This is a genomic window from Treponema zioleckii (assembly GCF_014737315.1).
Taxonomy (GTDB): Bacteria; Spirochaetota; Spirochaetia; order Treponematales; family Treponemataceae; genus Treponema_D; species Treponema_D zioleckii.
On record NZ_JPUF01000001.1, the window covers coordinates 1 to 24,616 of the forward strand.

The following is a 24,616-nucleotide window of genomic DNA, read 5'->3' on the forward strand; positions in this document are numbered from 1 at the left end:
GAATTTCTATTCCGTAACTTCTACCTGAGACTGCAAAACCGAAATGATGTTTACGTTCGAACCGTCGTTAAGAAGCGACTGTCCTTTTACGACGATTTCATCGCCTGCGGCAAGTCCTTCCGTAACTTCTGTTTTGCTGTCAACTTCAATACCAACTGTTATTGGCTGGAGTTTTACTTTTGCCGGAGTTTCCCCGTTCTTCTGGCTTGAGACCATAAAGACATAAGTTTTCTGGTCGCGAATTACGATTGCGTTTGACGGAATTACGATTGCGTTTTTTACGCTCTCCGTAACGAGTTTTACGCGGGCATACATTCCCACTTTGATTCTTGGGTCTGGCTTTGTGAATTTGAGTTTTACCTGCATCGTTCGTGTGAGCGTGTCCAAAACAGGGCTGATTTCTACGACGCGTGCCTCGAATTCAACGCTCGGATATGCGTCAAAACTGATTGTGGCAACCTGCTTGTTTTCGATTCTCGAAATGAATCTTTCGGCAATGTTGATTTTTACTTCCAAATCGTCGGTGCGCGAGATTTTTGCCAATGATGAAGACTGTGCCACAGTTGCTCCCACCGTTGCCGGAAGTGCAGTTACTCGTCCCGCGATTGGCGCGCGAACCGGGCTTGCTGCGTAGTACATTCCGCCGCGGCTTGCGTCAACGTATGCAATCACCTGATTTTTTGAAACCTTGTCGCCAACGTTTACGAGCACGTTCGAAACTTTTCCTGCCATGTCCGGCATTACGTCTACCGTGTTCACCGCAGTAACGTCTCCGCCGAATTCCAGATAGTCATCAAGATTTCCTTCTGAAGTTTTGTATGTGTTTACTGCGAAAAGCGATTCTACCACTTCGTCTTTTTTTGCAACATTCTTGTTTTTTGGTCCGCAGCTTAAAAGGCTTGTTGCCAGCATTGCAGCGGAAACAACTATGACTGTAGATTTTATTGTGCGATTCATTTTTCAGTCCTCCGTTTTTTATTTGTTTGATTCTTCAGCTTTTGGCTGAGATTTATAGATTTCTGTAAGATTCGTGTTCAAAGTGTTTTCCAGTTCCATCAATGCGGAGATGTACTGAAACTTCTGATTCAAAAGGCCGAGTTTTGCCTTGTTCAGTGCTGATTCAGAATCCCGCAAATCAAGAAGTTCTGTCATACCGTTTCGGTAAGTCCTGTACATCTGATTGTAGGCTCTTTGCGCTAAGGTTACGCTTCGGCCCATCGCGTCAATTTGGGCTTTTGCCTGATTCAGCGTGTCCACTGCTTTTCGTACCGAAACTTTCTGATTTTCTTTGAGAGTTTCCATGCTCAGTTCGAGTTTTGATATGTTCGCGCTCAAATCTTTTTCTTGCTGACGGTTAGCTGACCACGGAAGCATGTTCGTAATGTTCCATGCGAGCGTTAGGCTTAGCGAGCCGCTGTCATACCATTCGTCGTCTTTTCCGATTCCTTTGTAAAAGTGGAATGCTCCGTCCGAGCCGATGTAGGCTGGCTGCCAGGAATAATTCAAAGCCAAAGCCGGAGTCCATGTGGAAAGGTTCAGGGCCTTTTTGTTGAGTTTTAGGACTTCCAGATTGTTTTGAAGCGAGCGGATTGTAAGGTCGTTCTCACCGTATTTTTTGATTAGAGTATCAACATCAACGTCAACGTAAACTGGCTCAATCGTTCCCGAAAGCTCGATTTTTGTGCCGACTGGCATTCCGAGCAAAAATGCGAATGTGTCGAGTTGCTGAACGAGAGACTGTTCTGCTGAGTCTACGTCCGGTTTTGTGTTCTGATAGTTTACTTGCGTCTGTAATAGCGTAAGTTCCGGAACCGTACCGTTCTTGTAGTTCACTGCCGCCTGATTCATTCGCTGACGTGCGTTTTCGAGAGTCTCTTTTTGGATTTTAAGATTTTCCTGCTGGAGCAAAAGCGCGTAAAAGAGCTTTTTGATGTTCATTATTGTTTCGTTCTGGCTCTGCTCCCAAGAAATCTTTCCGGCTTCGTAGCCAGCTTTTGTGGCTTTTATCTGCTGAATATAGGCAAGGCTAAAATTCCAGCTAACACTTGCGCTTCCCACAACAGCCCAGCGTTCTTCTTCATCCGCAAAGTCTGTTTTTGGAGCAGTGTGCAGAATTGATGCCATGAGCTGTGAAGTTGCCGCACTGCTTGGCGAATATTCCGTGCTTCGGTTCATCGTGCCGGAAAGCGTTACCGACGGCAGAAGAACGTTCCACGCGTTCTCTGCGGCGCGCGCCTTAATTTCTAGGTCTATATCGTTGCTTTTGAGTGTGCGACTGTTTTTCTTCGCATATTCAATAGCTTCTTCGAGCGTTATTTTTGTAGCCTGAATTTCTGCTTTTTGCTCGGTCTGGTTTTCCGCGGCTTCTGGTGTTGAAGCGTTTTGCGAGAAAGCGAGACTTCCTGTAAAAGCTGCCAGACAAATTGCGGTCATGAGCTTATAGTGAATCTTCATGTGTCCACCTCCGTAAAACTTGATTAAATTGAACAGGAATCCGTATCGATTCCGTTTTGTATACACTCAAAAATTTTTTCTATGGCAATAAGATATTCTTCGTAAGGCATCTTGTACTTTTTCCCCATGACGGTCAGTGCCACCGGAAGAAAACCTTGCCATAAACTTAAGATTTCTGGAGAAATCCTAAATCCCAAATCGATTTTTTTTACATCTTCCGCTATTCGGTTTTCCCATGCGTGGGTAACTTCAAGACTTTTGTCGCTCCCCATTTGGTTTGATGTGTTTTGAATCAGCCACTGGCAGATTGGAATTATCGACGGTCTAAAAAGAAAATAATTTGTTTCCGAAAGCAAAGAAATGTAGATGCATTCAGAATAAGTTTTTGCCTCGCTGATGTTTTCAAAGATAATTTCGTTCAAAAGCGAGAATTCTTTTTCGATAAGTTTTGCAATCAGCTGATTTTTGTTGTCAAAGTAAAAATACAGGCTGCTCTTTGCCATGTTCAGCTCGTCTGCAATCTTTTCGATTGTTACGTTCGTCAGTCCGAATTTTTTGATTACGGTTGCAAGTGCCGTAAAAATTCGGTCTTCCGGTGGAAAAGCCGACTCGTCAATCGAACAGATTTTTTTGAGTTCTTCTTTTCGTTCGTTTGAAATTTCCTTCGGAAAAATCGCTGCGCCTGGTTCGGCGACTCCTCTAAGTCCGTCCGTAACGAATTTTATGAGTTTTACGCCAAAATTGTCGTCCAATGCCGTTTTTTTGCATTTGTGCATCTTTTCGCGGATTTTAAGGAACAAAAGGAACGTCGTGCCACAGTAAAGTGCCTGAATCTGGTCGTCGTTTTTGCCGCTGAACGTCCATTCTTTGTTGATTGATACAGTTGCCTGCTTTACGCCGCGCGTTGAAAGTTCTGCTCGCATTTGGGACTCAAAATTTTCGTTGAGCGAAAACTGACTCAAAAAATAATTGATGTATTCAGGATTTGCTGCAAAAAACTGAATGGTTTCTGCAAACGGCATTTTTGAGTATTCTTTTCCGCTTTCGGCTGCCTTCTGAACTTCAATCAAGCGTTCCGCCAAAAGGTCGTAAAAATGCGCTTGCATTGATTCGAGCAAGGCTTCCTTGTTCTTAAAATGGCGGTAAATTGCCGGCTTTGAAATGCCGACTTTCTCTGCAATCTGATTCAACGAAAAATCAGTAAAGTGCGGCTCATGGTAAAATGAAAACGCCGCGTCGAGAATGAGAGATTTTGTATTTTTTTTGTTCGAAATCTGACTATTTGCCATAAAAAGTTACCGTCTGTTCGGTAACGTAAATATATCGAACAAACGGTAACATAGTCAATAAAATTTATTGTTTTTTTTCTGAGTTTAGTACAACAATTAATTGTCATTCCGATCTCGTTTCGGAATCTCTGTGTTTGGATTCTGAAACAAGCTCAGAATGACTGTTTTTTGTGATTCTATTCAGAAATGCTTTGGACGCGTTCCTTAAATTCTTCGATATTCTCGCATTTTAATTCTTCCGCGATTTTTAATTCATCGAGCGCCTTTTGATTTTCTCCCGTGTACGCATAAGCCACGGCGAGATTTGCGTGCGCGATTGCGATTCTAGGTTCTTTTTCGATTGATTTTAAAAGAAAATTCACCGCCTCGTCGTATTTTTGCATTCCAAGGTAAAGCGAACCTAAACTCACGAGAGCTTCCGCTTTTTCTGGATTCATTTTTAAGGCTTTTTTGTACGCTTCCTCGGCTTTTTCGTCATTCTTCAAAAGATGATAGTTCATGCCGAGCGTCACGTAAGTTCTGTAATCTTCCTTTAGTTCAAGGGCTTTTTCCTGAAAGACAATCGCATTCTCCAAATCCTGCTCAGCAAGATAGACGTTCGAAATCATCGTGTAGACTGATTCCTTTGAGTAGCTCAGTTCCTCGGTCAGGGCCTGATTAAAAAGCTCAAGTGACTTTTCGTAGTCCTGTGCCTGATAGGCCTTCATCGCCTTTGAAACCGTAAAGTCACCCGGTTTACCGCATGAAGTTACCGTAAGAATTCCAAAAAATCCCATTGCCAAAAAAAATCTTTTTAAAAAAAATCTCATGTCAAAAAGATAGCATTGTTAAATTAATTTGAAAAGTTTGATTGTAAATTTGGGATTTTGAATTTATAATTTTTCTATTATGGTGAATATATTACCCATTGCTAGCGGAAAAGGCGGCGTTGGAAAAAGCAACATAGCTGTGAATCTCGCAATTATTCTTGCCCAAAAGGGGCACAGAGTCGTTCTTGCTGATTTTGATTTTGGCGGCGCGAATTTGCACACTCTACTCGGCTTAAAAAATAATCACGTGGGAATGGGAAATTTCATCTACAAGCAGACTGCGGATTTATCAGAGCTTTTGCAGGACACTCAGGTTGAAAACCTAAAATTCATTGCGGGCGATTGTTTGTACCCTGGAACCGCGAATATCGACAATTCGATGAAGAAAAAAATTATCCGCAAGCTTACGACGATTGACGCGGATTACCTTCTTTTGGATTTGGGGGCCGGGACCACATACAATACACTCGATTTCTATCTATTAACGTATAATTCGATTCTTGTTACGACTCCTGAACTGACTTCGATTCTGAACGCATATTCGTTCCTGAAGGCTGCTGCATTCAGATTTTTTGTGCGGCAATTCAAAGTCCGAAGTGAAGAAAAAAAATTCATCGATGAATTTTTGCAGAACAGTTCAAGCGGAACCGAAACTTCTTTCCTTGACTTGGTAAATCAGACTGCGGCAAAGTTTTCCAGCGACGAGTCGGTTTTCCTCACGGAACTGAATAAATATCGTCCTCAGGTTATAATGAATATGGGGCAGAATTCTGCCGACCTTGAAATGGGCCGGAGGCTGCGTTCTCTCGTAAAAAACAAACTCGGAATCTCAATGGATTTCGTGGGCTTTTTACCGAAAGATGATAATATAAGCTATTCGATTGCGCTAAGAAAACCGCTTGCGCTTTCGGATGCAAACTGCAATTTTGTAAGTTCTGTGCGAACCGCCGCTGACAGAATTTTGCAGCACACATATTATTACAACAACGGTCTAAATGATGATACAATCGGTGGCGAGTCAGACACTGAGGATTTAACTTCCGACTCGGATTTAAAATCTTTGGAAAACGAATTTGATTCAAATGTTGACAAATAACCGTTTGAAAAATTAAGATAAATTTAAATGTGACTTTAGCATTGCGCAACTGTGGGCAAAAAGTATAATGTCAAAAGCATAATAAAGGATGTATTTATGGATTTAACACACTCTATTTCTCAGATTAAAGACATCAGCTCAAAATCAGAGCAGGTTTTTCTCCAGCTTGGAAATCTCTTTCCTTCACTATTAAACCGTGATGGCGAAACGTCACTTCAAGAATTGAGAAAAATGTTCATCAATCTAAAATCTGGAGAGGATGCCTCGGACGAAAAGGAGAAGGCTCTTTTTACGGATTATTCGGCAAAATACAATCCTTTGTTTGACAAGTTGAATTTGAAGATTGAAGATCTTCATCGGCTTGACAAAATGATTTCGGACATAAAAGAAGATTCTGAGCAGATGGAGCTTATCGCTCTTAATGCGATGGTAATTTCTATAAAATCTGGTGAAAAGGGACAGGCTTTCAGCCGAATCACAGAAAACCTTCAGCGGCTTTCAAACGATATGTTCCTTTTTTCGGACAAATTGAGTGAAGAGGAAAGTCAGCTTTTAACCCATATCAACACTTTGAAGTCGATTTTCTCTGGAATCCTTGAGTCTCAGAAATCGCTTTCCGCAAAGGGAACTTCGGGTTCTTCAGAAATCAGAAGCCTGATTATGAACGTTACGCAGCCGATTTCTTCTATGGAAAGCGACATTGATAGCGTTTATCCTTACATTCAGAAAGCAATGGAATGCTTGCAGTTGCAGGACATGATTCGTCAGTCTCTCAGTCACGTTCAGCGTTGTATAGAAGAAATTTCTTCTTCTCGCGCGCCGGCTCCTGGAACTGAGGAAGAACTTGACTACGTATGCTTTACGATTGCCCTTCACAAGCTTGCAAACGAAGTTCTGAAAGATATTAATTCTTATGTTTCTCAGGGATTTGCCACATTCGACAAAAACTGGCAGAAAGTTATTTCGATTCTTGACCGAGTTGAGTCTGCTCGTCTCGAATTTGAGTCAAGATTCCTTAGTGAATTTGCCGTAAGCTCTGAAAATATTGAAAAACGGCTTACGGGCATTATTGACGGCTTCCAGTTGATGATGAACGAATTCAACAATTATCATTCAGTTCAGAAAGATTTGCTCCACACTTGTCAGAATATCACAGAGCGTGCGCGAATTATTTATGCAGTATTCGACAACTTGCGTCCTGTAATGAGTCGCTTGCATCACGTTCGAATTTTGCAGCAGATTGAGGTTGCGAAGAACGATGCAATTAAGTCTGTACAGGATTCTGTTACGGACATGGACAATCTTATTAAAGATGCCAACGCTTCTCTTGATGACATGCAGGCTTTGCTCGAATCGTTCATTGCGGACACGAGTTCAATGCTCGGAACATTCACTACTTCGATTTCAAAAGACAACGAAAATATGGTTGCTCTCCGCGAGGACAAGAGTACGTTCTTTGAGGAACTCAAACTTGGACGCAATCAGCTTGCTTCAATTATACAGAACTTTACGGTATTCCCGGACGGATTCCAGTCTAAGTGCGTTACGGTTCAGCAGAATTTGCAGGGGCTTAAAAATCTTGAGTCTGAAATCTCAGGCTTTATGAATTTGGTTTCAAATTCTGCACGTGAATTTGAGTTGAAGCGAAGTCAGCTCTTTGGAGAGCATGGAATTTCTGATTGGAAAATCAAGAACAGCCGGTTCAGCGATATTATTGAGCACTTTACGATTACTGCCCACAAAGCAGCCGCTGGCAAATTGGCTGGCGTGAGCGTAGAAAAAGGTGCTGCTTCTGGGGAAGTTACTTTCTTCTAATGAATAGATATTACGATTCTCACTTTGATAAGCAGATTGTTACGATTTACCCAGGGGAATTTTACTCGACTTCCGAATCCGAGATGATTTCCACGGTTCTCGGTTCGTGCATCAGTATTGCACTTTTTGATGCTGACGCACAAATCGGTGGCTTGAATCATTTTATGCTTGCAAAAGACAGCCGGATTGAAGGCGATTATGGCGAAAAACTCATGGGTAAATTCGGTGAATATGCGATTGAGCTGCTTATAAAAGATTTGGTAGAAAAAGGGGCTAGAATTTCAAGGCTCTCGGCAAAAGTGTTTGGAGGCGGAAATATTTTTAATCTGCCTTCAAACGTTGGCTCGCAGGTTGGCGAAGCTAACAGCCGGTTTGCATTTGAATTCTTGCAGCAAAAAAATATTCCTGTTTTGAGTCAGAACACGGGTGGCCCGCACTCAAGAAAAATATTTTTTGACCCGCTTACAGGCAAAGTTTTTATGAAATTCATCAATAGAACCGTTGTTGACAACAATATTGCGGCGGACTTGGCCGCAGATTTGATGGAAAAAGAAAAAAAATATGCAGAAAAAATCGAAAAAATTGAATTTGCAAGGGTAAGGGATTTGTTCGCCTGAGAAAAACGCGAGCAGATTCTTACGTTTTCTTGCCGACTGCTGCATCGAATCATAATTTGCTTTCATTCCGAACCTGATTCAAAATCCATTTTCCACCAGAAGTGCAGATGCTGAATCTAGTTCAGCATGACAGAAAAATCGAACTTTAATCATCTTACTTTTCTTTCAGTTGCATTTGTCAGCGTTGCGCGTGCACGGAAAACTTTCAATATTTTTGCCAGCTAGCTTAAACTGTTAGCTTATTTTTTTTGCTTTCTCAACATCAGATTTTATGAATTCAACAATCTTGTCTAAATCAAGGATGAGGATAAACTGCTCTCCTTGTCGTGCCACGGCACGAACGAAGTATCTTTGTTCTTCGGGAATACCGTAATTTGCGGAATCTGCCTGAATAATCGGCAACTTTGTTACAATATCAACTTCGTCTGCAATAATCGAAATTTCAAAAGGCTTTTCGCCTTCTTTTGGAAGTTCCAAGTCTATTACGGTCGTTTCGCTCAAGTCGTCTGACGGATTAAAACCGAACAGCTTTCTTAAATCAATTATAGAAACAACTGAACCGCGGATGTTCATTACGCCTTTTAAATAATCAAGAGAATTGGGAACAACTGTGCGTGCTGTAAAATTAAAAACTTCTTTAACGTATGCCACTGGCACGGCAAACATTCCGGTACCTAATCTGAAAGAAAAAAATAATTCATTTGATAAGTTGTTGTCTTTCATTTGACGATTCCCCTAAAGTGCCTTAAACTTTATTTAAGATAATTATAAACTACATTAAGTAAAAAAAATAGGAGAACTTGCAGTAAATGGCTGAGAAAAATACTGACAGAATAACTGTAAAATGGCAGGGAACTGCAGGAATTGAACAAGCTCATGCATTGAGCGATGAATTGCTGCAAGCTTTTAAAGACTCCTCTGATGTAAGACTGGACATTTCTGAAGTTGAAGATATTGATATTACTGGAATCCAGGTTATTATTGCAGCTCGAAAAGAAGCTGAAAAACAACAGAAGAATTTCTATATTACGGGAAAAATTCCTCCCGCAATTCAGGATTTTACAGCTGCAAGCAGTATCTCGCTAAAAGACTACGTTGCTGATTATGGAAACGAGGGAGATAAAGATGCTTGAGCAATTAAGTTCAGTTTTTTTTGATGAGGCAAATGAGCTTTTAGACAATCTTGAATCTCAGTTGCTTACATTAGGCGATAATCCGAATGACTCAGAAACTATTGCCGCGGTTTTTCGTGCGATGCACACGATAAAAGGTTCTGCCGCAATGTTTGGCTTTACGGATATTTCGTCGTTTACGCATGAAGCCGAATCTGCTATGGATCAGGTGCGTAACGGTGTTATTCCTGTTACCGGCGAGCTTATCGATTTGCTTTTAAAGGCCCGTGACCACATACGAAATCTTTTGGATGCCGGCGCGGAAGTCCCAGAAAACTACAAGCAGGTGAGCGAGCAGCTTATCATTGCGTTTAAAATCTACGTTTCTAAAAACGGCGGAAACGCCTCTCTCAATCAGCCTGTAAAAAAAGACGTTCCAAAAATCAAAAAAGAAGACAAACTTTCGTTTTCTTGGCGAATAAAATTCAGGCCGTCAAAAAACATTATGAAAAACGGAACCCGTCCAGAACTTCTTATAAAAGAGCTTACCGAAATGGGAACGGCGACTGTCGTACCGTTTTATCATGCTTTGGCGCCGCTTTCCGAGATTGACAGTGAACTTTGTTATTTTTCTTGGGACGTAATTCTTACGACCGGGAAATCTGAAAACGATATAAAAGATGTTTTTATCTTTTTGGATGATGAATCAAAAGTAGAAATCGAAAAAATTGATTTGCTGCCTGGCGAGAACAACCGAATCGGAGAAATCCTTGTAGACCGAAAAGATGTTTCCCGCGAGGAACTTGATAAAATCCTTAAGGAGCACAGACAGCTTGGCGTAATTCTTGTTGATAAGAATATGGTTTCGGAGGAGCAGGTTCAGTCTGCCCTTGCCGAGCAGCAGCATTTAAAATCGCTTACGCCGGGCGGTCAGGTTGCCACTCCGCAGAGTCCTGCTTCTACTCAGACTTTACGAATCAGCTCTGCAAAACTTGACCAGCTTGTTGATTTGGTGGGTGAGCTTGTAACTTTCAATGCTCGTCTTGAGCAGGAAGCCCAGGAAAAGAATATTGCAGTCTTTAAGAGTCTTAGCGAACAGTGCGGACGTGTTGTGGTGCTTATGCGCGACGTTTCCATGGGCTTACGAATGGTTCCGGTCAGTACGCTTTTTTCTCGGTTTAGACGAACGGTGCACGATTTGGCGGCTCAGCTCGGAAAGCATATTGAAATGGCTACTGTGGGCGCGGAAACCGAACTTGATAAAACTGTAATCGAAAAATTGAATGACCCGCTTCTTCATTTGGTTCGAAACTCCGTAGACCACGGAATTGAAATGCCTGAAGACCGCGTGGCTGCCGGCAAAACTTCTGTAGGAACTGTAACGCTTTCTGCAAAGCATGCAGGCGCGTTCATTATGATTACGGTAAAAGATGACGGAAAAGGCCTGGACAGGGATGTTATTCGTGCGAAAGGAATTCAGCGCGGACTTATCAGCGAGAATGACAATCTTTCGGACAACGAAATCTACAATCTTATCTTTCAGCCCGGTTTTTCTACCGCAAAATCTGTTACTTCGATTTCGGGCCGCGGAGTTGGCCTTGACGTTGTAAAAAAAGACATTTCCACGTTGAGCGGTACAGTCTCGATTGAAACGGAAAAGGGCATGGGCACGACTTTTATCCTAAAAATTCCGCTCACCCTTGCAATCATCGACGGAATGCTCGTAACGATTGACAATGCAAAATACGTTGTTCCGCTGAACGCAATTTCGGAGTGTATTGCATACTCAATGCCGGCAGAAGAAAAGGGGCAGCGCTTTGTAACAACTACTAACCACGGAAAACCGTTGAACTGCATAAATCTTCGGGAATTCTTTAATTTTGGCAAGGAACCTCCTGCAAAACAGGAAATTCTTTCGGTTTATGATGGCGATGAAGTTTACGGTCTTGTAGTTGATAAAATTCTTGGAAGCCAGCAAACGGTAATAAAACCTTTGGGACCGCTTTATGGAAATTGTGTTGGAATCAACAGTTCGTCAATTTTGGGCGACGGTTCCGTTGCGTTGATTCTTGATGTTTATCAGCTTACGGGGCTGATAAAGAATTCTAGCAAAAAGGCGAGTTAGTTCGGTAGTTTTTGGGGATATTGATTATGGATAAAAAATCGTCAGAAAAATTGGCTATTCTCACTAATGCGGAACTTACGAACGAGCAGTTTCAGCGAATTGCGAATTTTATCCAGAAAAATGTGGGCATAAAAATGCCTGAGCAAAAAAAAATAATGGTGCAGTCAAGGCTTTATGCACGCCTGAAAGAGCTTAAAATAAGCAATTTTGATGACTACATCGACTATGTTTTTCAGCAGAACGCGCAGGGCGAGGAAGAAATCGCCCTGATGATAAACGTAATAACGACGAATCTTACGAGCTTTTTTAGGGAGTCAAACCATTTTGATTTTATGACGAATGTGGCGCTTCCCGAAATTGCAAAAGAATATCCGTCGGTGGAACTGTGGTCAGCGGCATGTTCGAGCGGGGAGGAGCCATACACGATTTCTATCGTCATGCAGGAATTTATGCGGACTCATCCGAACGCCATCAGAGATTTTTCGATTCTTGCTACGGATATTTCGTCAAGAATGCTGGATAAGGCCATAAATGCGGTTTATCCGATGGAGAGCGTGGAAAATATTTCTTACGACCTTAAAAAAAGATATTTTTTGAGAAGCAAAAATAAAGAAAATCCGCTTGTAAGGTTAAATCCTTATACTCGCGGAAAAGTAAAATTTGACCGTTTGAACTTTATGGATGATGATTATTCTATATCAACTTCCAAAAATATAATTTTCTGCAGGAATTGTTTGATTTATTTTGACAAGCCTACACAGGAGTCCGTAATACGAAAGTTAATCAAACATCTTGTTCCTGGAGGATATTTGTTTTTGGGTCATTCAGAAACGATTTTCGGAATGGATCTTCCGTTAAAAACGGTTGGGCCGACAATTTTTAAGAAAATTGACTGATAGACAGGAGTTTTAGCAACGGTAAGAAGATGCCAATGAATCCAATAAAAGTTTTAATCATAGACGACTCAGCACTCGTTCGTCAGACAATTACGGAAGTTCTCGATTCAGACCCTGAAATTAAGGTCATTGCAACAGCGCAGGATCCTATTATCGGTGTGCGCAAAATCCATGATGAGAGACCTGACGTAATTATTCTTGACATTGAGATGGCTCGTATGGACGGTCTTACCTTCCTTCGCAAGATGAATGAAACGGTAGACCCGATTCCGTGCGTGATTTGTTCATCTCTTGTTGCTAAAGGTTCTGCCGAATCAATTAAAGCCCTTGAGTACGGGGCTGCAGAAATTATTTTAAAGCCATCGTTTGGGACTAAAAAATTCCTTGAAGAATCAAAAATACAACTTTGCGATGCCGTAAAATCGGCAAACAATTGTCAGGGCAAGATTAAGCAGCTAATTCCTTCTCAGGCGGCCTTGCATTCAAAGTACGGAGAAACTCCAGTCAAAAAGACGCATGATGAGCATAAGTCGTCTTCTGGAAAAAATTCGGCTTTTCCAAATCCTGTTTTTGGTGTTCAGCCTAAACTGTCTGCGGACGTAATTCTTGAAAAACCAAATCCTGCTCTTGCACCGATTGATTCAACCGAGCCTGTAATCGTGGTTGGGGCGAGTACAGGCGGTACGGAAGCTTTGAAAGATTTTTTGGTGGGCTTACCGCCAGATTCCCCTGGAATTGTAATCGTTCAGCACATGCCGGAGCATTTTACCGCATCGTTTGCGCAGCGCCTTAACAGCCTTTGCCAGATTGCCGTTCACGAGGCCGAAGACGGTGACATTGTTCAAAAAGGGCAGGCTTTGATAGCTCCCGGAAATCACCACATGCTTCTGAAACGCCAGGGCCTGAGCTATTACGTTGAGATTAAAGACGGACCGTTGGTTTCGCGTCATAGACCTTCTGTTGATGTTTTGTTCCGTTCTGCGGCACGCTACGCTGGAAAAAATGCCATCGGCATAATAATGACAGGAATGGGCGATGACGGTGCCAAAGGAATGAAGGAAATGCACGACGCTGGCGCATTCAACATTGCTCAGGACGAAGCTTCCTGCATTGTTTACGGAATGCCGGCGGAGGCGGTAAAGGCCGGCGCGGTCGATAAGATTGCGCCTTTGGATGAGATTGCGGCAGTAATGCTCAATAATGCTAAGTTAAAATCTGCGGCACGCGGGCATTAGACCCGTTTGTGAGACAGTAAATCATACAAGAATGTTAAGGGAGGCGAAAAAAATGGCTAAAAAAATTCTTGCAGTAGATGATTCAAATTCAATTCGAAAAAGTATTTCGTTCATACTTGGTCAGGAAGGTTATGAGATTGTGGAAGCAGTTGACGGTGTTGACGCACTTTCAAAGGCAAAATCCGATAAGTTTAACCTTGTAATTACTGATATCAATATGCCGAATATGGACGGAATTGAACTTACTAAGCAGTTGCGTCAGACAGAGGGATACAAATTCATTCCGATTATCGCGCTTACGACTGAAAACCAGCAGTCCAAAATGGATGAGGGCAAGGCTGCAGGAGCGACTGGATGGATTGTAAAACCGTTTACTTCTGAAAAATTGATTGCGGTAGTTAAGAAAATAATTGGATAAAAACAGTTAGATTCGACAACAGTGGAATTCCTGGAGGATTTATGAGAAGCATTCGTTCGGCAATGACAGTTTTTATTTCGCTGATTATCATTGCCATTGGCATTACACTTACGACAATTTCGATTGTTATTGCCGGAAAGGCGGTAGATATGGGGTCTATGGGTAATATGGACACCCTTGTTGATAATGTTGCAAGTTATGCGGATTTAAAACTTGAGTCGGATTTGATTGCTCTCAGAACCATTGCAGAATTCCCTGTTGTAAAGGAAGATGGCTCTTTGCAGAATCAAGCGATGCAGCTTTCCCAGTACCTTAAGAACGTGGGAAAGAATGCCAGATATTTTGTTCTTGCAGATTCATCTGGACATGCTTACACTTCCGAGGGAGTGGAACGTGATATTGTTCGCCGGGAGTACTTCCAGAATGCTTGCAATGGAAAAGAGGTTGTTTCCGGGCCAATTCTGAGTGCGAAAGGAGAGCCTTCTATTTATGCGTCCGTTCCTGTTAAAGGATATGACGGAAAGATAAAGGGCGTGCTTGCCGTAAATATTGACACCGGAATCTTAAAAGACTTTGCCGCACAGATGTCTATAAGCGAGAACGGAAAGTCAGTTATAATCGATCGGGCTTCTGGAGCGATTCTTTGTTCTGATATAGAAGAGTACGTAAAGAACGCTGAGACATTTGAGCATCTTGCACAAACGTCGCAAAGCGGCCTTGTGAACTTTGCAGCGGTCACAAAAAAAATGCAGGCTGGTCAGCACGGATGTGAGCTCATAAAAATCTATGGCAAGGATTATTATGTTGCTTACACATCGATGAAAAAAGCAGATTGGGCCTTGGCAATAGACGCTCCCCGTTCAGATTTTGCAGGTTCGGTTTCTTTTTTGGCTGAACTTCTTTCAATTTCGTGCGTTATTTTTGCAGTTGTTTCAATCGTGATAGGATTCATTTTTGCAACTTCGCTTTCAAGACCAATCAATTTGATTTACCGGGTTTTGGATTCTGTTGCAAATGGAAATCTTATTCTTGATAAAAATGATGATGAAAGGCGTAAAAAACTTTTAACACGTAAAGATGAACTTGGAAAGATGGGAAAATCTCTCCAAAAGATGCTGGAGTCGCTTACAGCAACGATTCAGCATGTGCGTGAGGCTGCGATTCAGGTTCGCTCTGGCGGTGAGCAGCTTAGCATTTCGAGTCAGTCGGTTTCTTCCGGAGCTAGCGAACAGGCTGCTTCTACGGAAGAGATGAGCGCGACAATGGAAGAGATGACGGGCAATATCCGACAGACTGCCAATAATGCCGGCAAAACAAGTGAAATTGCGAATATGGCAGCTGCCAAGGCCGAAGCGGGCGGTGAAGCCGTTCAAGAAGCCGTTAAGGCTGTCGAGATGATTTCTGAAAAGATTGGCGTTATTGAGGACATTGCGGGGCAGACCAACATGCTTGCTTTGAATGCCGCTATTGAGGCTGCCCGTGCGGGTGAGGCTGGTAAGGGATTTGCGGTTGTTGCGAGCGAGGTCAGAAAACTTGCGGAGCGTTCTCAGTCGGCGGCGGCCGAAATCAGCGATATTTCTGCAAAAACGCTTTCTACTGCCGAACATGCCGGTGCAATGATAAAAGAAGTTGTTCCGGGCATTGAGCAAACTTCGCAGCTTGTTCAGGAAATTGCAACTGCAAGCCGAGAGCAGGATAACGGTGCGCAGCAAGTCAGTACGGCGATTGTGCAAATGGATTCTGTTGTTCAGCAGAACGCAAGTGCGGCGGAAGAAATGGCAGCAATGGCGGAAGAGCTTAGCAGCGAGGCACAGCGACTTGTAAAGGTTATTAGCTTCTTTAAAGTTGATGGCGACCCGAATGCCGACAGCGCGGATATTGAAGCAAAACCTGTTGATAAAGTTCCTGAAAAACCTGTTTCTGTTGCCGAAAAAAAGGTTGAGACCAAGGCGAATGAATCGCCTGCAGAAACCCCGGCTGTAAAAAAAGTTGAAAAACTTAACATAAAAAAGATTGAGCAGGCTGAAAAGGTTGAAGAAAAACCTGAAAGCAAAAAAACTTCTAAACCGCAGAAAATGCAGATAAAAAAGGTTCCTGAAAAACAGGCTGAAGCCCAGCCGGCTTCAGGAAATGCTGCTAAAAGCGAATCTGGCAGTGCTCCTGTGAGCGGTTCAGTAACTCGAAAAACTACTGCCGATTTGATTAGTGACGCAGATTTCGAAGAATTCTAATTTGACGCACGTCAGATTGAGGGGTGAATTTTATGATTCAAAATTATTTAACTTTTACCGTAGCTGAGCATGTTTATGCTATAAACGTCTCTTCCGTTCTTGAGGTTTTGAATTTTAAAGTTTCCACCTCAGTGCCGTGCGCGCTTCCGTATATCGAAGGTCTTATTTATTCCCGCGAGCAAGGTATTACGGTCGTGAATCTTAGAAAAATGTTCAATTTGCCTGAGCACGAAGCGGACAAACGCACAAAAATAATCGTAGTTGAAGTTCAGGTTCCTACAGACGAAGTGACGAATCATATAGTTCTTTACGGGCTTGTTGCGGATTCTGTTCAGGACGTAATTCAGATTTATGAGGAAACGCGCATTGCTGATGCGGAATGTCTTATCCCAAAAGAATTTATCTCATTCGTACTGAATTACGAAGATAAGCCTCTTTTTGTTTTGGATTTTAACAAGCTTTTTGAAGAACCAAAAACTGTCAACCTGGAAGAAAATCTTGCATTGGTCAATATGTAAATTTCTAGTGCTAAATGTCGGAAAATTACTAGCATTGATTATTAATCGATAATTGACGATACAGTTTTATTTCTATATTTTTTTTAAAAACTGAATTTTAAATTAAGGGAATTTCCGAAAATATTCAAATTTTAAGTTTTTAGAGATGACCATAATTTTTAGAATTCATATATTTTTTGGAGGCGAAAAAAAATGGCAAAAGCATTTGAGATGAAAGATTTCGACCTTTCTGGAAAAGTTGCATGGGTAACTGGTGCTTCTTACGGTATTGGTTTCGCAATCGCAAAGGCATTCGCTGCTGCTGGCGCAAAAATCGTATTCAACGATTTGAGCGAGGAAAAACTCGCAACTGGTGTTGCCGCTTATAAAGAAGCTGGAATTGAGGCTCACGGTTATGTTTGCAACGTTACTGACGAAGCTCAGGTTGTAGAGACTGTAAAAAAGATTGAGAAAGATGTTGGTGTTGTTGATATTCTCGTAAACAACGCCGGAATCATTAAGAGAATCCCAATGACAGAGATGTCTGCTGCAGACTTCCGTGCTGTTATTGATGTTGACTTGAACGCTCCGTTTATCGTTTCTAAGGCAGTTATTCCTGCAATGATTAAGAAAGGACACGGAAAAATCATCAACATCTGTTCAATGATGTCTGAGCTTGGTCGCGAGACTGTATCTGCTTACGCTGCTGCAAAGGGCGGTTTGAAAATGCTCACACGCAACATTTGTTCAGAGTACGGCGCAGACAATATTCAGTGTAACGGTATCGGACCTGGATATATCGCAACTCCACAGACAGCTCCTCTTCGCGAGAAGCAGGCTGACGGCTCACGCCACCCATTCGATCAGTTCATCGTAGGACGAACTCCTGCTGGTCGTTGGCTTGATCCTGAGGAACTTGCAGGTCCTGCAGTATTCCTTGCATCTGACGCATCAAACGCTGTTAACGGACACATCCTCTATGTAGACGGTGGTATCCTCGCTTACATTGGAAAACAGCCTAAATAAGTTCGGAAAAATCCTAGAGACTGACTGAAAGTTGATTTTTGACTTTCGGTCAGTCTTTTTTTTGGATAAAACAGAATGAATTAAGTTTTCCTAACCTAAAAGATATGTTAAAATCATAGTTATAGGTCTGAAAAGTTCAAATCTTTTTGACTGGAGCGAGTTAAAAATTAGGAGCTAATAACTATGAACGGAAACGTTATTGTTGGACAGTCTGGTGGTCCTACGGCGGTGATTAATTCTAGCCTTGCAGGTGTTTTTAAGACGGCAAAAGACCGTGGGGCAAATAAAGTGTACGGCATGTGCCACGGAATCAAAGGGCTTTTGGACAGAAAGTTCATTGATTTGTCGGACAAACTTGATTCAACAATGGCAATTGATTTGCTAAAACGAACACCATCATCTTATCTTGGTTCTTGCAGATATAAACTTCCTGAAATAAAAGACAGCAAAGAGACTTACGATAAAATCTTTCAGATTCTGAACGAGCTTGAAATCAAATATTTTTTCTATATTGGCGGAAACGACTCTATGGACACCATCAAAAAACTTTCTGATTATGCGATTGTTTCGGGAAGTGACATAAAATTCATGGGCGTTCCGAAGACTATTGATAACGACCTTGCGATTACAGACCACACGCCGGGATATGGCAGCGCGGCAAAATTCATTGCGGCCACAATGAAAGAAATTATCCGCGACGGTTTGGTTTACGATTATCCGAGCGTTACGGTTGTCGAAATTATGGGGCGAAACGCGGGCTGGCTCACGGCTGCTGCGGCTCTTGCAAAATCTGACGACTGCGAGGGCGTTGATTTGATTTATCTTCCTGAAAAGCCGTTTGACATTGACCGCTTTATGGTGCGGGTAAAAGATTTGGCGGCAAAAGGAAAATCTCTCGTGATTGCGGTTTCTGAAGGAATTAAGGTTTCGGACGGTCGCTACGTGTTTGAGCTTGATAACCACGTTGAGATGATTGACGCGTTTGGTCACAAGCAGATGTCGGGAACTGCGAAATTCCTTTCGAACAAGATTGCTTCCGAGCTTGGATTAAAATCCCGGGCCATCGAGCTTTCGACTTTGCAACGATGCGCGGCTCACATGTCGAGCAGGACGGACATTACCGAAGCATACAATGTTGGCGGTGCGGCGGTAAAAGCGGCTTTTGAGGGCGAGACCGGAAAAGTTGTAGTTTTGAAGCGAGTTTCTGATGACCCGTACATGTGCATAACTGAGACTGGCGACGTTCATAAAATTGCGAACGTTGAGAAAAAAGTCCCTCTCGAATGGATTACGGATGACGATTACGTTACGGACGAACTCGTGCATTATATTCGCCCGCTGATTCAGGCGGAACTTTCCCCGATTATGATTGACGGTCTTCCGCGCCACCTAAAAGTGTAAGGAAACGACGGGGGTGCGTGCGTTTCGCACGAGCCGATTTTGTCGTTCCTGTCAATTTTTCAAGCAAAACTGAAGAAAATCGTGCGTGTTGTTTAGGCTGATTGAGCTTGTCGCTACTCAACCGCACAGATTCAATGTCCGTGTGAAAAGGGTGGGCTGCATGAGAATACTTTTGGGACAGACAGTACTTGCTTTTTTCCTGTCATGTTGAAACTGCGATTCTCATTCAGTAGAATAGAGAAATGTACCGAATTTATGTTGAACGAAAGCCGGGCTTTGATGCCGAGGCTAATCGTATTTACTCAGAAATTACTGGATTTCTTGGAATTGCTGGCGTAAGTAAGGTTCGTTATTTGAACCGCTACGATATTGAGAACACTTCGGAAGATGTTTCCAAAATGGCGGCGAGCCGAATCTTCTCTGAACCTCAGAGCGATTTGGTGAGCGAGTCTGTTGAGATTCCTTCCGGTGACACGGTGATTGTTTGGGAATATCTTCCTGGGCAATACGACCAGCGTGCTGATTCTGCTGAGCAGTGTCTTTCGCTTCTTCGTGAGTCGCTAAAAAACTCCGTAAAGGTCGGAAATCTTCCACCGCGTGTGCGTTGCGCAAAAATGGTCATTTTGACCGGAAATATTGCGGCTTCGGACGTTGAGAAGATTCAAAAATATCTTATCAATCCTGTTGATTCCAGAATCACTGATGAGAAAATCCCTGAGACGCTTGAAATGAAGTCTGAAATTCCGGGCGACATTCCTACTGTTGAAGGATTTATAAAATTCGGAAAAAAAGAACTTGAGGAATACAGGAATAAGATGGGCTTGGCTATGGATTATGCCGACATCGAATTCCTTCAGAAATACTTCAAATCTATAAATCGAAACCCTACCGAAACCGAGGTGCGTGTTCTTGACACTTATTGGTCGGATCACTGCCGCCACACTACGTTCAATACTATCCTTAAAGACATTAAAATCGAAAAAGGTCCTTACAAAAAACTGTTCGAGTCTTCGCTCAAAAATTACGAGGCTATGCACGCGGACGTTTATCAGAACCGAAAGGATAAGCCATTGACGCTTATGGACATGGCTACAATCGGCGGAAAATATCTTAAAAAGCACGGTCTTCTTGAAGACATGGAAGTGTCTGCCGAGAACAATGCCTGCTCGATTTACATTGACGTTCATTACACGACGGGCGAGCCGACTGAACGCTGGCTTTTGATGTTCAAGAACGAGACCCATAACCATCCGACTGAAATTGAGCCGTTTGGTGGCGCTGCAACTTGTATTGGCGGTGCGATTCGTGACCCGCTTTCTGGTCGTTCGTGGGTTTATCAGTCAATGCGAATTACAGGTGCGGGCGACCCGACTGTGCCTTTGAGCGAGACTTTGCACGGAAAATTGCCTCAGCTAAAAATCGTTCGCGAGGCGGCTCAGGGATTCTGCTCTTACGGAAACCAGATTGGTCTTACTACCGGACAGGTTGCGGAAGTTTATGACCCAGGATTTGTTGCAAAGAGAATGGAACTTGGTGCGGTGATTGCGGCCGCTCCTGTTGACACAGTGATGCGTGAGGAGCCGGAGGCCGGGGACATAATCGTTCTTGTTGGTGGCGGAACTGGCCGTGACGGAATTGGTGGTGCTACGGGTTCTTCAAAAGTTCACACAGAGAAATCTGTTACGACTGCCGCTGCCGAGGTTCAGAAAGGAAATGCGGTAGAGGAACGAAAAATCCAGAGACTCTTTAGGAATCCAGAAGTTTCTAAGATTATTCGCCGGTGCAATGACTTTGGTGCTGGCGGCGTGAGCGTTGCTGTTGGTGAACTTGCCCCAGGACTTGATATAAATCTTGATAACGTTCCTAAAAAATACGAGGGACTTAACGGAACTGAACTTGCGATTTCTGAATCGCAGGAGCGAATGGCTGTTGTTGTCCGCAAGAATGATGTTGAAAAATTCATTGAGGCTGCGAATGCAGAAAACCTTAACGCGGTTGTTGTTGCGACTGTAACGGACACAAATAAACTCGTAATGAAGTGGCGGGGAAAGACAATCGTTGATTTGGACAGAACTTTCCTCGATTCAGCTGGTGCGGAGCATACTGCAAAGGCTTTGATTGAGAGTCCTGCTGTTCAGGCGGAGTCTCCTCTTGTGCGTCCGCTTGCTTCGGTTGCCGAAAAACTTGGAAAATGTGCGTCTGCCACGGGCGAGTCTGCGAGCGAGCGGCCTACTGCCGAGCAGATTAAGGACGCATTCATCGCGAATATTGGTGATTTGGCTTGCTGTTCTCAGCGCGGACTTTGCGAGCGTTTTGACGGTTCAATCGGTGCTTCCACGGTTCTCTTCCCTTTCGGCGGAAAGTATCAGGGAACTCCAGAAGCCGGAATGGCCGCAAAAATCCCGGTTCTCTCACCGCGAGAGACTTCTACCGTCAGCTTGATGACTTACGGATTTGACCCACGCGTTGCGAACTGGTCGGCTTGGCACGGTGCGCAAACTGCCATTCTTTCGTCACTTGCAAAAATCACTTGTATTGGCGGAAAGGCTACGACTTCGAGAATGTCATATCAGGAATTCTTTGGTCGAACCGTTGACGAAAAACGCTGGGGCTACCCGACGGCTGCTTTGCTCGGTTCGGTAGACGCTCAAAAATCAATGGGCTGTGCTTCAATCGGCGGAAAGGATTCTATGTCGGGAACTTTTGAAAATCTCAATGTTCCTCACACTCTTGTTTCGTTTGCTGTTGCCCACGACGAGGCTCAGAACGTTTGCTCTGGTTCTTTCAAAAAGGGCGGAGACCACTTGTTCCTTGTTATGGTTCCTTATTCTGAGGAACTTGCGCCTGATTGGGAAGTGTTCAAGAAAAACACGGATGAACTTTACGAGCTTAACAAAGCCGGAAAAATCAAGGCGATGTATCCTGTAGGTGCGGGCGGAATTGCCGAGGCCGTTACAAAAATGGCTTTTGGAAACAGAATCGGCTGCCAGCTTACTGCTATTCCTTCGAGCGCGACTGCGCTGGGATTCCACAGAAACGTTACGAATACGATTGCCGATTTGTTCACTCCGCTTTACGGTTCGATTATCGTTGAGACTGAGGATGAAAAATTTGACAGAAATCCATCTTTCGTTAACACGACTGTAGTTCATCTTGGAAACACACAAGAATCTTCAATTATATCTGTCGCTATGACTGGATTGAATCCGCTTCCGATGGTTGACATTGAGCTTTCTGAGCTTGAAAAAGTTTGGGAGTCAAAACTTTCAAAAGTCTTCCCGCCGGTAAGCGACGCAAAAGCTCAGGAAAAACTTCCAGAATGGGCGGTGCGCGAGCATGACTCTCTTGTTGAGGCTCGAAAAACGTTCACGGTTGTGGACTCTTCAAAAGCGAAGCCACGTGTTATCATTCCGGTCTTCCCAGGAACGAACTGTGAATTTGACATGGCTCGTGCATTCAATCTGGCTGGTGCTGAATCTAAAATCTTCGTGTTCCGAAACAGAACACCAAAAGATTTGGAAGAGTCGCTCCTCGGCTTGCAGAAAGAGATTTCTGACGCTCAGATTCTTGCCCTTGCGGGCGGTTTCTCTGCCGGTGATGAGCCTGACGGTTCTGGAAAATTCATTGCCAACGTAATTCGTGAGCAGAGAATTTCGGACGCGGTAACAGCTTTGCTTGAAGAGCGAAAGGGACTTGTTCTCGGAATTTGTAACGGTTTCCAGGCTCTCATTAAGACCGGTCTTGTTCCGTTCGGAAAGATTATGGCACCTGACGCTTCAATGCCGACTTTGACGTACAACAATATTCACCGTCATATTTCGCGTGTTGTTCGTACCAGAATGGTGAGCGCGGCTTCTCCGTGGGCTCTTGACCCAAGCGTTCTCAAAGCTGAACCGCATTATGTTCCTGTTAGCCACGGCGAAGGAAGAATCATAATTTCTGACGAACTTGCAAAAAAACTTTTCGAAAACGGTCAGGTTTACAGCCAGTACTGCGACGAAAACGGAGTCCCGGCCGTAAGCGAGCCAGATAATCCGAACGGTTCTATGTACGCGATTGAAGGTCTTACAAGTCCGGACGGTCGTGTTCTCGGTAAAATGGGACACTCGGAGCGCACTCTCGGAAACGGCGAAGGCGGCTCTAGTTCAGATTTGATTAAAAATATTGCGGGTTGCGGCTCTGGAAATTCTTGCCAGAACCTCTTTGCAGCCGGCGTAAGATATTTTAAATAATTAGTAGGCACTTTTTATGCGGGGAAGATTTTTCTCCGCATAAAAAGTTGTATGGATGGAATTGATGAAAAAGTTAGTCAAAATCCTTGCGGTGCTTTTTGCCGCAGGAATTTTTTTTGTTTCATGCTCAAAAGAAGAAAAATCTAAGGGCCTGGTTTGGTTTGACACGCTGGAAGACGGTCTTGAGGCCGCAAAAAAACAGGACAAGAGAATCTTCCTTCATTTTACATCGTTTGACGATGACGGAATCAGCAAGCGGATAAAAGATTCTTTGCTTGATTTGCCGGAATTTGCCGAGGAGAATTCACAAGAATTCGTTTTTGTGAATCTTGATTTTTCAAAATCACTTTTTGAAAAGGCGTTCAATCCTCAAACGCAGAATGAAAATGCTGATTCTGGCGCAAATGAGGAGCTTGCGAAAAAACTTTCGGCCAACGCAAGAAGTCAGCGTAATTACGGGGTAAGTGCATTCCCTACGACTTTTGTGCTTTCAAAAGAAGGTTACGTAATTAAAGAAATTGATTTGTTTGACAGAAACGAAAGTTTTAAGGCTGACGAAAATGATGCCTCTTCGCTTGTGAGCGAGGAGGCTGTTCGTCCTTTGACTTTGGTCGAATACAAGGCTGTTTTGAAGGATTTAAAAGAATCTTTTAAACTTTTTGACGAACTTCTTGAAAAAACAAAATCGTCGGAATTGGGCGAAATGGTAAAGGCAGTTGAGAATCTTTACACTTTTACGGCCGTGCAGAGTCCTGACGAATCGACTGATTACTGCTATCCTTTGAAGGAATTGAGTCAAAAAATCGTGGACACAGACAAAGAAAATAAGTCGGGCGAGGTCGGAAAACATTTTTTGATTCTTGCAAAATACGAGGCTCAGGATTTGCTTTCCGAGGATAAATTTCTTGAGGCGAGTGAAGTTTGGTCAAATGCCTCTAAAAATGCAGTTCTTACGGCAGAAGAAAAACAGGCGGCGCTTGTTCAGGCGGGATTTACGCTTGCGACGGGTGGCTCAACAAATTACGCGAAGATGATAGAATATTTTGACGCGGCGATTGCCACCGCCCCTGATTCGGATTCTATCGCACAGATTGAGAGCCTAAAGAGCCTTGTGGAGCAGACTGCTTCCGGAACGGTTTCTGAGTCGTCTGAGCCGGGCGAGCAAGGTGAGTTTGCACCGTTCGAGAATGCCGAATAAAAATTAGCTGTTAATAAAGCAAACTGGGCTGACTAAAAACTTTTGTCATGCTGAACTTGTTTCAGTAGCTGCTTTGCATTATTTGGCATTTCTGCGCTTGGTTTGGGAATCTATGCTTCTGCTTTGTTTGCTACCTCTGGCGGTGAGCATGGCAGAAGTTCAGAT

19 protein-coding genes are annotated in these 24,616 nt (G+C 43.3%); 14 read left to right on the top strand and 5 right to left on the bottom strand.

Annotation, left to right across the window (positions count from 1 at the left end):
• Positions 1-6: 6 nt before the first annotated feature.
• From JI65_RS00005 to JI65_RS00020, 4 genes are all read right to left on the bottom strand, one after another.
• The gene (locus tag JI65_RS00005; RefSeq protein WP_191013307.1) at positions 7-957 is read right to left on the bottom strand and encodes an efflux RND transporter periplasmic adaptor subunit; all 951 of its coding nucleotides are present in this window, start codon (positions 955-957) and stop codon (positions 7-9) included.
• 18 nt (positions 958-975) lie between these two features.
• A complete protein-coding gene (locus JI65_RS00010; RefSeq protein WP_242457105.1) occupies positions 976-2,454 on the bottom strand; it encodes a TolC family protein in 1,479 nt (492 codons plus the stop codon).
• Between the two features lie 23 nt (positions 2,455-2,477).
• Complete coding sequence (locus tag JI65_RS00015; protein ID WP_191013308.1) at positions 2,478-3,743, bottom strand: TetR/AcrR family transcriptional regulator; 1,266 nt, start codon at positions 3,741-3,743, stop codon at positions 2,478-2,480.
• Between the two features lie 176 nt (positions 3,744-3,919).
• On the bottom strand, positions 3,920-4,519 hold the full coding sequence (locus tag JI65_RS00020; RefSeq protein WP_191013309.1) for a tetratricopeptide repeat protein: 600 nt from the start codon (positions 4,517-4,519) through the stop codon (positions 3,920-3,922).
• A gap of 112 nt (positions 4,520-4,631) precedes the next feature.
• Here JI65_RS00020 and JI65_RS00025 point away from each other — a divergent pair, with 112 nt between their 5' ends.
• The 3 genes from JI65_RS00025 to JI65_RS00035 all read left to right on the top strand — a co-directional run bounded on the left by JI65_RS00025 (position 4,632) and on the right by JI65_RS00035 (position 8,080).
• Complete coding sequence (locus JI65_RS00025) at positions 4,632-5,648, top strand: P-loop NTPase (RefSeq protein WP_191013310.1); 1,017 nt, start codon at positions 4,632-4,634, stop codon at positions 5,646-5,648.
• Between the two features lie 96 nt (positions 5,649-5,744).
• Positions 5,745-7,463, top strand: coding sequence for a hypothetical protein (locus JI65_RS00030; protein ID WP_191013311.1), 1,719 nt, complete (start codon positions 5,745-5,747; stop codon positions 7,461-7,463).
• Positions 7,463-8,080 carry a chemotaxis protein CheD gene (locus JI65_RS00035; RefSeq protein ID WP_191013312.1) on the top strand — a complete coding sequence of 206 codons (618 nt, stop codon included), beginning with the start codon at positions 7,463-7,465 and terminating at the stop codon, positions 8,078-8,080. The genes JI65_RS00030 and JI65_RS00035 overlap by 1 nt, the downstream gene beginning before the upstream one ends.
• A gap of 234 nt (positions 8,081-8,314) precedes the next feature.
• Here the strand turns inward: JI65_RS00035 and JI65_RS00040 are convergent, their stop codons facing one another.
• Positions 8,315-8,803: a chemotaxis protein CheW gene (locus JI65_RS00040; RefSeq protein ID WP_191013313.1), complete on the bottom strand. Its 489-nt coding sequence runs from the start codon at positions 8,801-8,803 to the stop codon at positions 8,315-8,317.
• An 86-nt stretch (positions 8,804-8,889) separates the two neighbouring features.
• Between JI65_RS00040 and JI65_RS00045 the strand changes: the two genes are divergently transcribed.
• From JI65_RS00045 to JI65_RS00095, 11 genes are all read left to right on the top strand, one after another.
• Positions 8,890-9,213: an STAS domain-containing protein gene (locus tag JI65_RS00045; RefSeq protein WP_191013314.1), complete on the top strand. Its 324-nt coding sequence runs from the start codon at positions 8,890-8,892 to the stop codon at positions 9,211-9,213.
• Positions 9,206-11,317 carry a chemotaxis protein CheA gene (locus JI65_RS00050; RefSeq protein ID WP_191013315.1) on the top strand — a complete coding sequence of 704 codons (2,112 nt, stop codon included), beginning with the start codon at positions 9,206-9,208 and terminating at the stop codon, positions 11,315-11,317. Before JI65_RS00045 ends, JI65_RS00050 begins: the two co-directional genes overlap by 8 nt.
• A 26-nt stretch (positions 11,318-11,343) precedes the next feature.
• A complete protein-coding gene (locus JI65_RS00055) occupies positions 11,344-12,213 on the top strand; it encodes a CheR family methyltransferase (RefSeq protein ID WP_191013316.1) in 870 nt (289 codons plus the stop codon).
• A 29-nt stretch (positions 12,214-12,242) separates the two neighbouring features.
• Positions 12,243-13,448 carry a protein-glutamate methylesterase/protein-glutamine glutaminase gene (locus JI65_RS00060; RefSeq protein ID WP_191013317.1) on the top strand — a complete coding sequence of 402 codons (1,206 nt, stop codon included), beginning with the start codon at positions 12,243-12,245 and terminating at the stop codon, positions 13,446-13,448.
• Between the two features lie 52 nt (positions 13,449-13,500).
• Positions 13,501-13,866, top strand: a complete 366-nt coding sequence (locus JI65_RS00065; protein WP_191013318.1) for a response regulator — start codon at positions 13,501-13,503, stop codon at positions 13,864-13,866.
• A 41-nt stretch (positions 13,867-13,907) separates the two neighbouring features.
• A complete protein-coding gene (locus tag JI65_RS00070) occupies positions 13,908-16,097 on the top strand; it encodes a methyl-accepting chemotaxis protein (protein ID WP_191013319.1) in 2,190 nt (729 codons plus the stop codon).
• Positions 16,098-16,129: 32 nt separating this feature from the next.
• The gene (locus JI65_RS00075) at positions 16,130-16,615 is read left to right on the top strand and encodes a chemotaxis protein CheW (RefSeq protein WP_191013320.1); all 486 of its coding nucleotides are present in this window, start codon (positions 16,130-16,132) and stop codon (positions 16,613-16,615) included.
• A gap of 192 nt (positions 16,616-16,807) precedes the next feature.
• Positions 16,808-17,620, top strand: coding sequence for a gluconate 5-dehydrogenase (locus JI65_RS00080; protein ID WP_191013321.1), 813 nt, complete (start codon positions 16,808-16,810; stop codon positions 17,618-17,620).
• 183 nt (positions 17,621-17,803) lie between these two features.
• The gene (locus tag JI65_RS00085) at positions 17,804-19,021 is read left to right on the top strand and encodes a 6-phosphofructokinase (protein WP_191013322.1); all 1,218 of its coding nucleotides are present in this window, start codon (positions 17,804-17,806) and stop codon (positions 19,019-19,021) included.
• Positions 19,022-19,263: 242 nt separating this feature from the next.
• On the top strand, positions 19,264-23,253 hold the full coding sequence (locus tag JI65_RS00090; RefSeq protein WP_191013323.1) for a phosphoribosylformylglycinamidine synthase: 3,990 nt from the start codon (positions 19,264-19,266) through the stop codon (positions 23,251-23,253).
• A gap of 64 nt (positions 23,254-23,317) precedes the next feature.
• On the top strand, positions 23,318-24,451 hold the full coding sequence (locus JI65_RS00095; RefSeq protein ID WP_191013324.1) for a thioredoxin domain-containing protein: 1,134 nt from the start codon (positions 23,318-23,320) through the stop codon (positions 24,449-24,451).
• The last annotated feature ends 165 nt before the right edge of the window (positions 24,452-24,616 follow it).

Coding starts and splice junctions, on each gene's coding strand:
- JI65_RS00030 (WP_191013311.1), top strand. CDS start 5,745: ATGGATTTAACACACTCTATTTCTCAGATTAAAGACATCAGCTCAAAA.
- JI65_RS00050 (WP_191013315.1), top strand. CDS start 9,206: ATGCTTGAGCAATTAAGTTCAGTTTTTTTTGATGAGGCAAATGAGCTT.
- JI65_RS00055 (WP_191013316.1), top strand. CDS start 11,344: ATGGATAAAAAATCGTCAGAAAAATTGGCTATTCTCACTAATGCGGAA.
- JI65_RS00060 (WP_191013317.1), top strand. CDS start 12,243: ATGCCAATGAATCCAATAAAAGTTTTAATCATAGACGACTCAGCACTC.
- JI65_RS00070 (WP_191013319.1), top strand. CDS start 13,908: ATGAGAAGCATTCGTTCGGCAATGACAGTTTTTATTTCGCTGATTATC.
- JI65_RS00090 (WP_191013323.1), top strand. CDS start 19,264: ATGTACCGAATTTATGTTGAACGAAAGCCGGGCTTTGATGCCGAGGCT.
- JI65_RS00065 (WP_191013318.1), top strand. CDS start 13,501: ATGGCTAAAAAAATTCTTGCAGTAGATGATTCAAATTCAATTCGAAAA.
- JI65_RS00010 (WP_242457105.1), bottom strand. CDS start 2,454: ATGAAGATTCACTATAAGCTCATGACCGCAATTTGTCTGGCAGCTTTT.
- JI65_RS00025 (WP_191013310.1), top strand. CDS start 4,632: ATGGTGAATATATTACCCATTGCTAGCGGAAAAGGCGGCGTTGGAAAA.
- JI65_RS00005 (WP_191013307.1), bottom strand. CDS start 957: ATGAATCGCACAATAAAATCTACAGTCATAGTTGTTTCCGCTGCAATG.
- JI65_RS00075 (WP_191013320.1), top strand. CDS start 16,130: ATGATTCAAAATTATTTAACTTTTACCGTAGCTGAGCATGTTTATGCT.
- JI65_RS00020 (WP_191013309.1), bottom strand. CDS start 4,519: ATGGGATTTTTTGGAATTCTTACGGTAACTTCATGCGGTAAACCGGGT.
- JI65_RS00045 (WP_191013314.1), top strand. CDS start 8,890: ATGGCTGAGAAAAATACTGACAGAATAACTGTAAAATGGCAGGGAACT.
- JI65_RS00085 (WP_191013322.1), top strand. CDS start 17,804: ATGAACGGAAACGTTATTGTTGGACAGTCTGGTGGTCCTACGGCGGTG.
- JI65_RS00080 (WP_191013321.1), top strand. CDS start 16,808: ATGGCAAAAGCATTTGAGATGAAAGATTTCGACCTTTCTGGAAAAGTT.
- JI65_RS00015 (WP_191013308.1), bottom strand. CDS start 3,743: ATGGCAAATAGTCAGATTTCGAACAAAAAAAATACAAAATCTCTCATT.
- JI65_RS00040 (WP_191013313.1), bottom strand. CDS start 8,803: ATGAAAGACAACAACTTATCAAATGAATTATTTTTTTCTTTCAGATTA.
- JI65_RS00035 (WP_191013312.1), top strand. CDS start 7,463: ATGAATAGATATTACGATTCTCACTTTGATAAGCAGATTGTTACGATT.
- JI65_RS00095 (WP_191013324.1), top strand. CDS start 23,318: ATGAAAAAGTTAGTCAAAATCCTTGCGGTGCTTTTTGCCGCAGGAATT.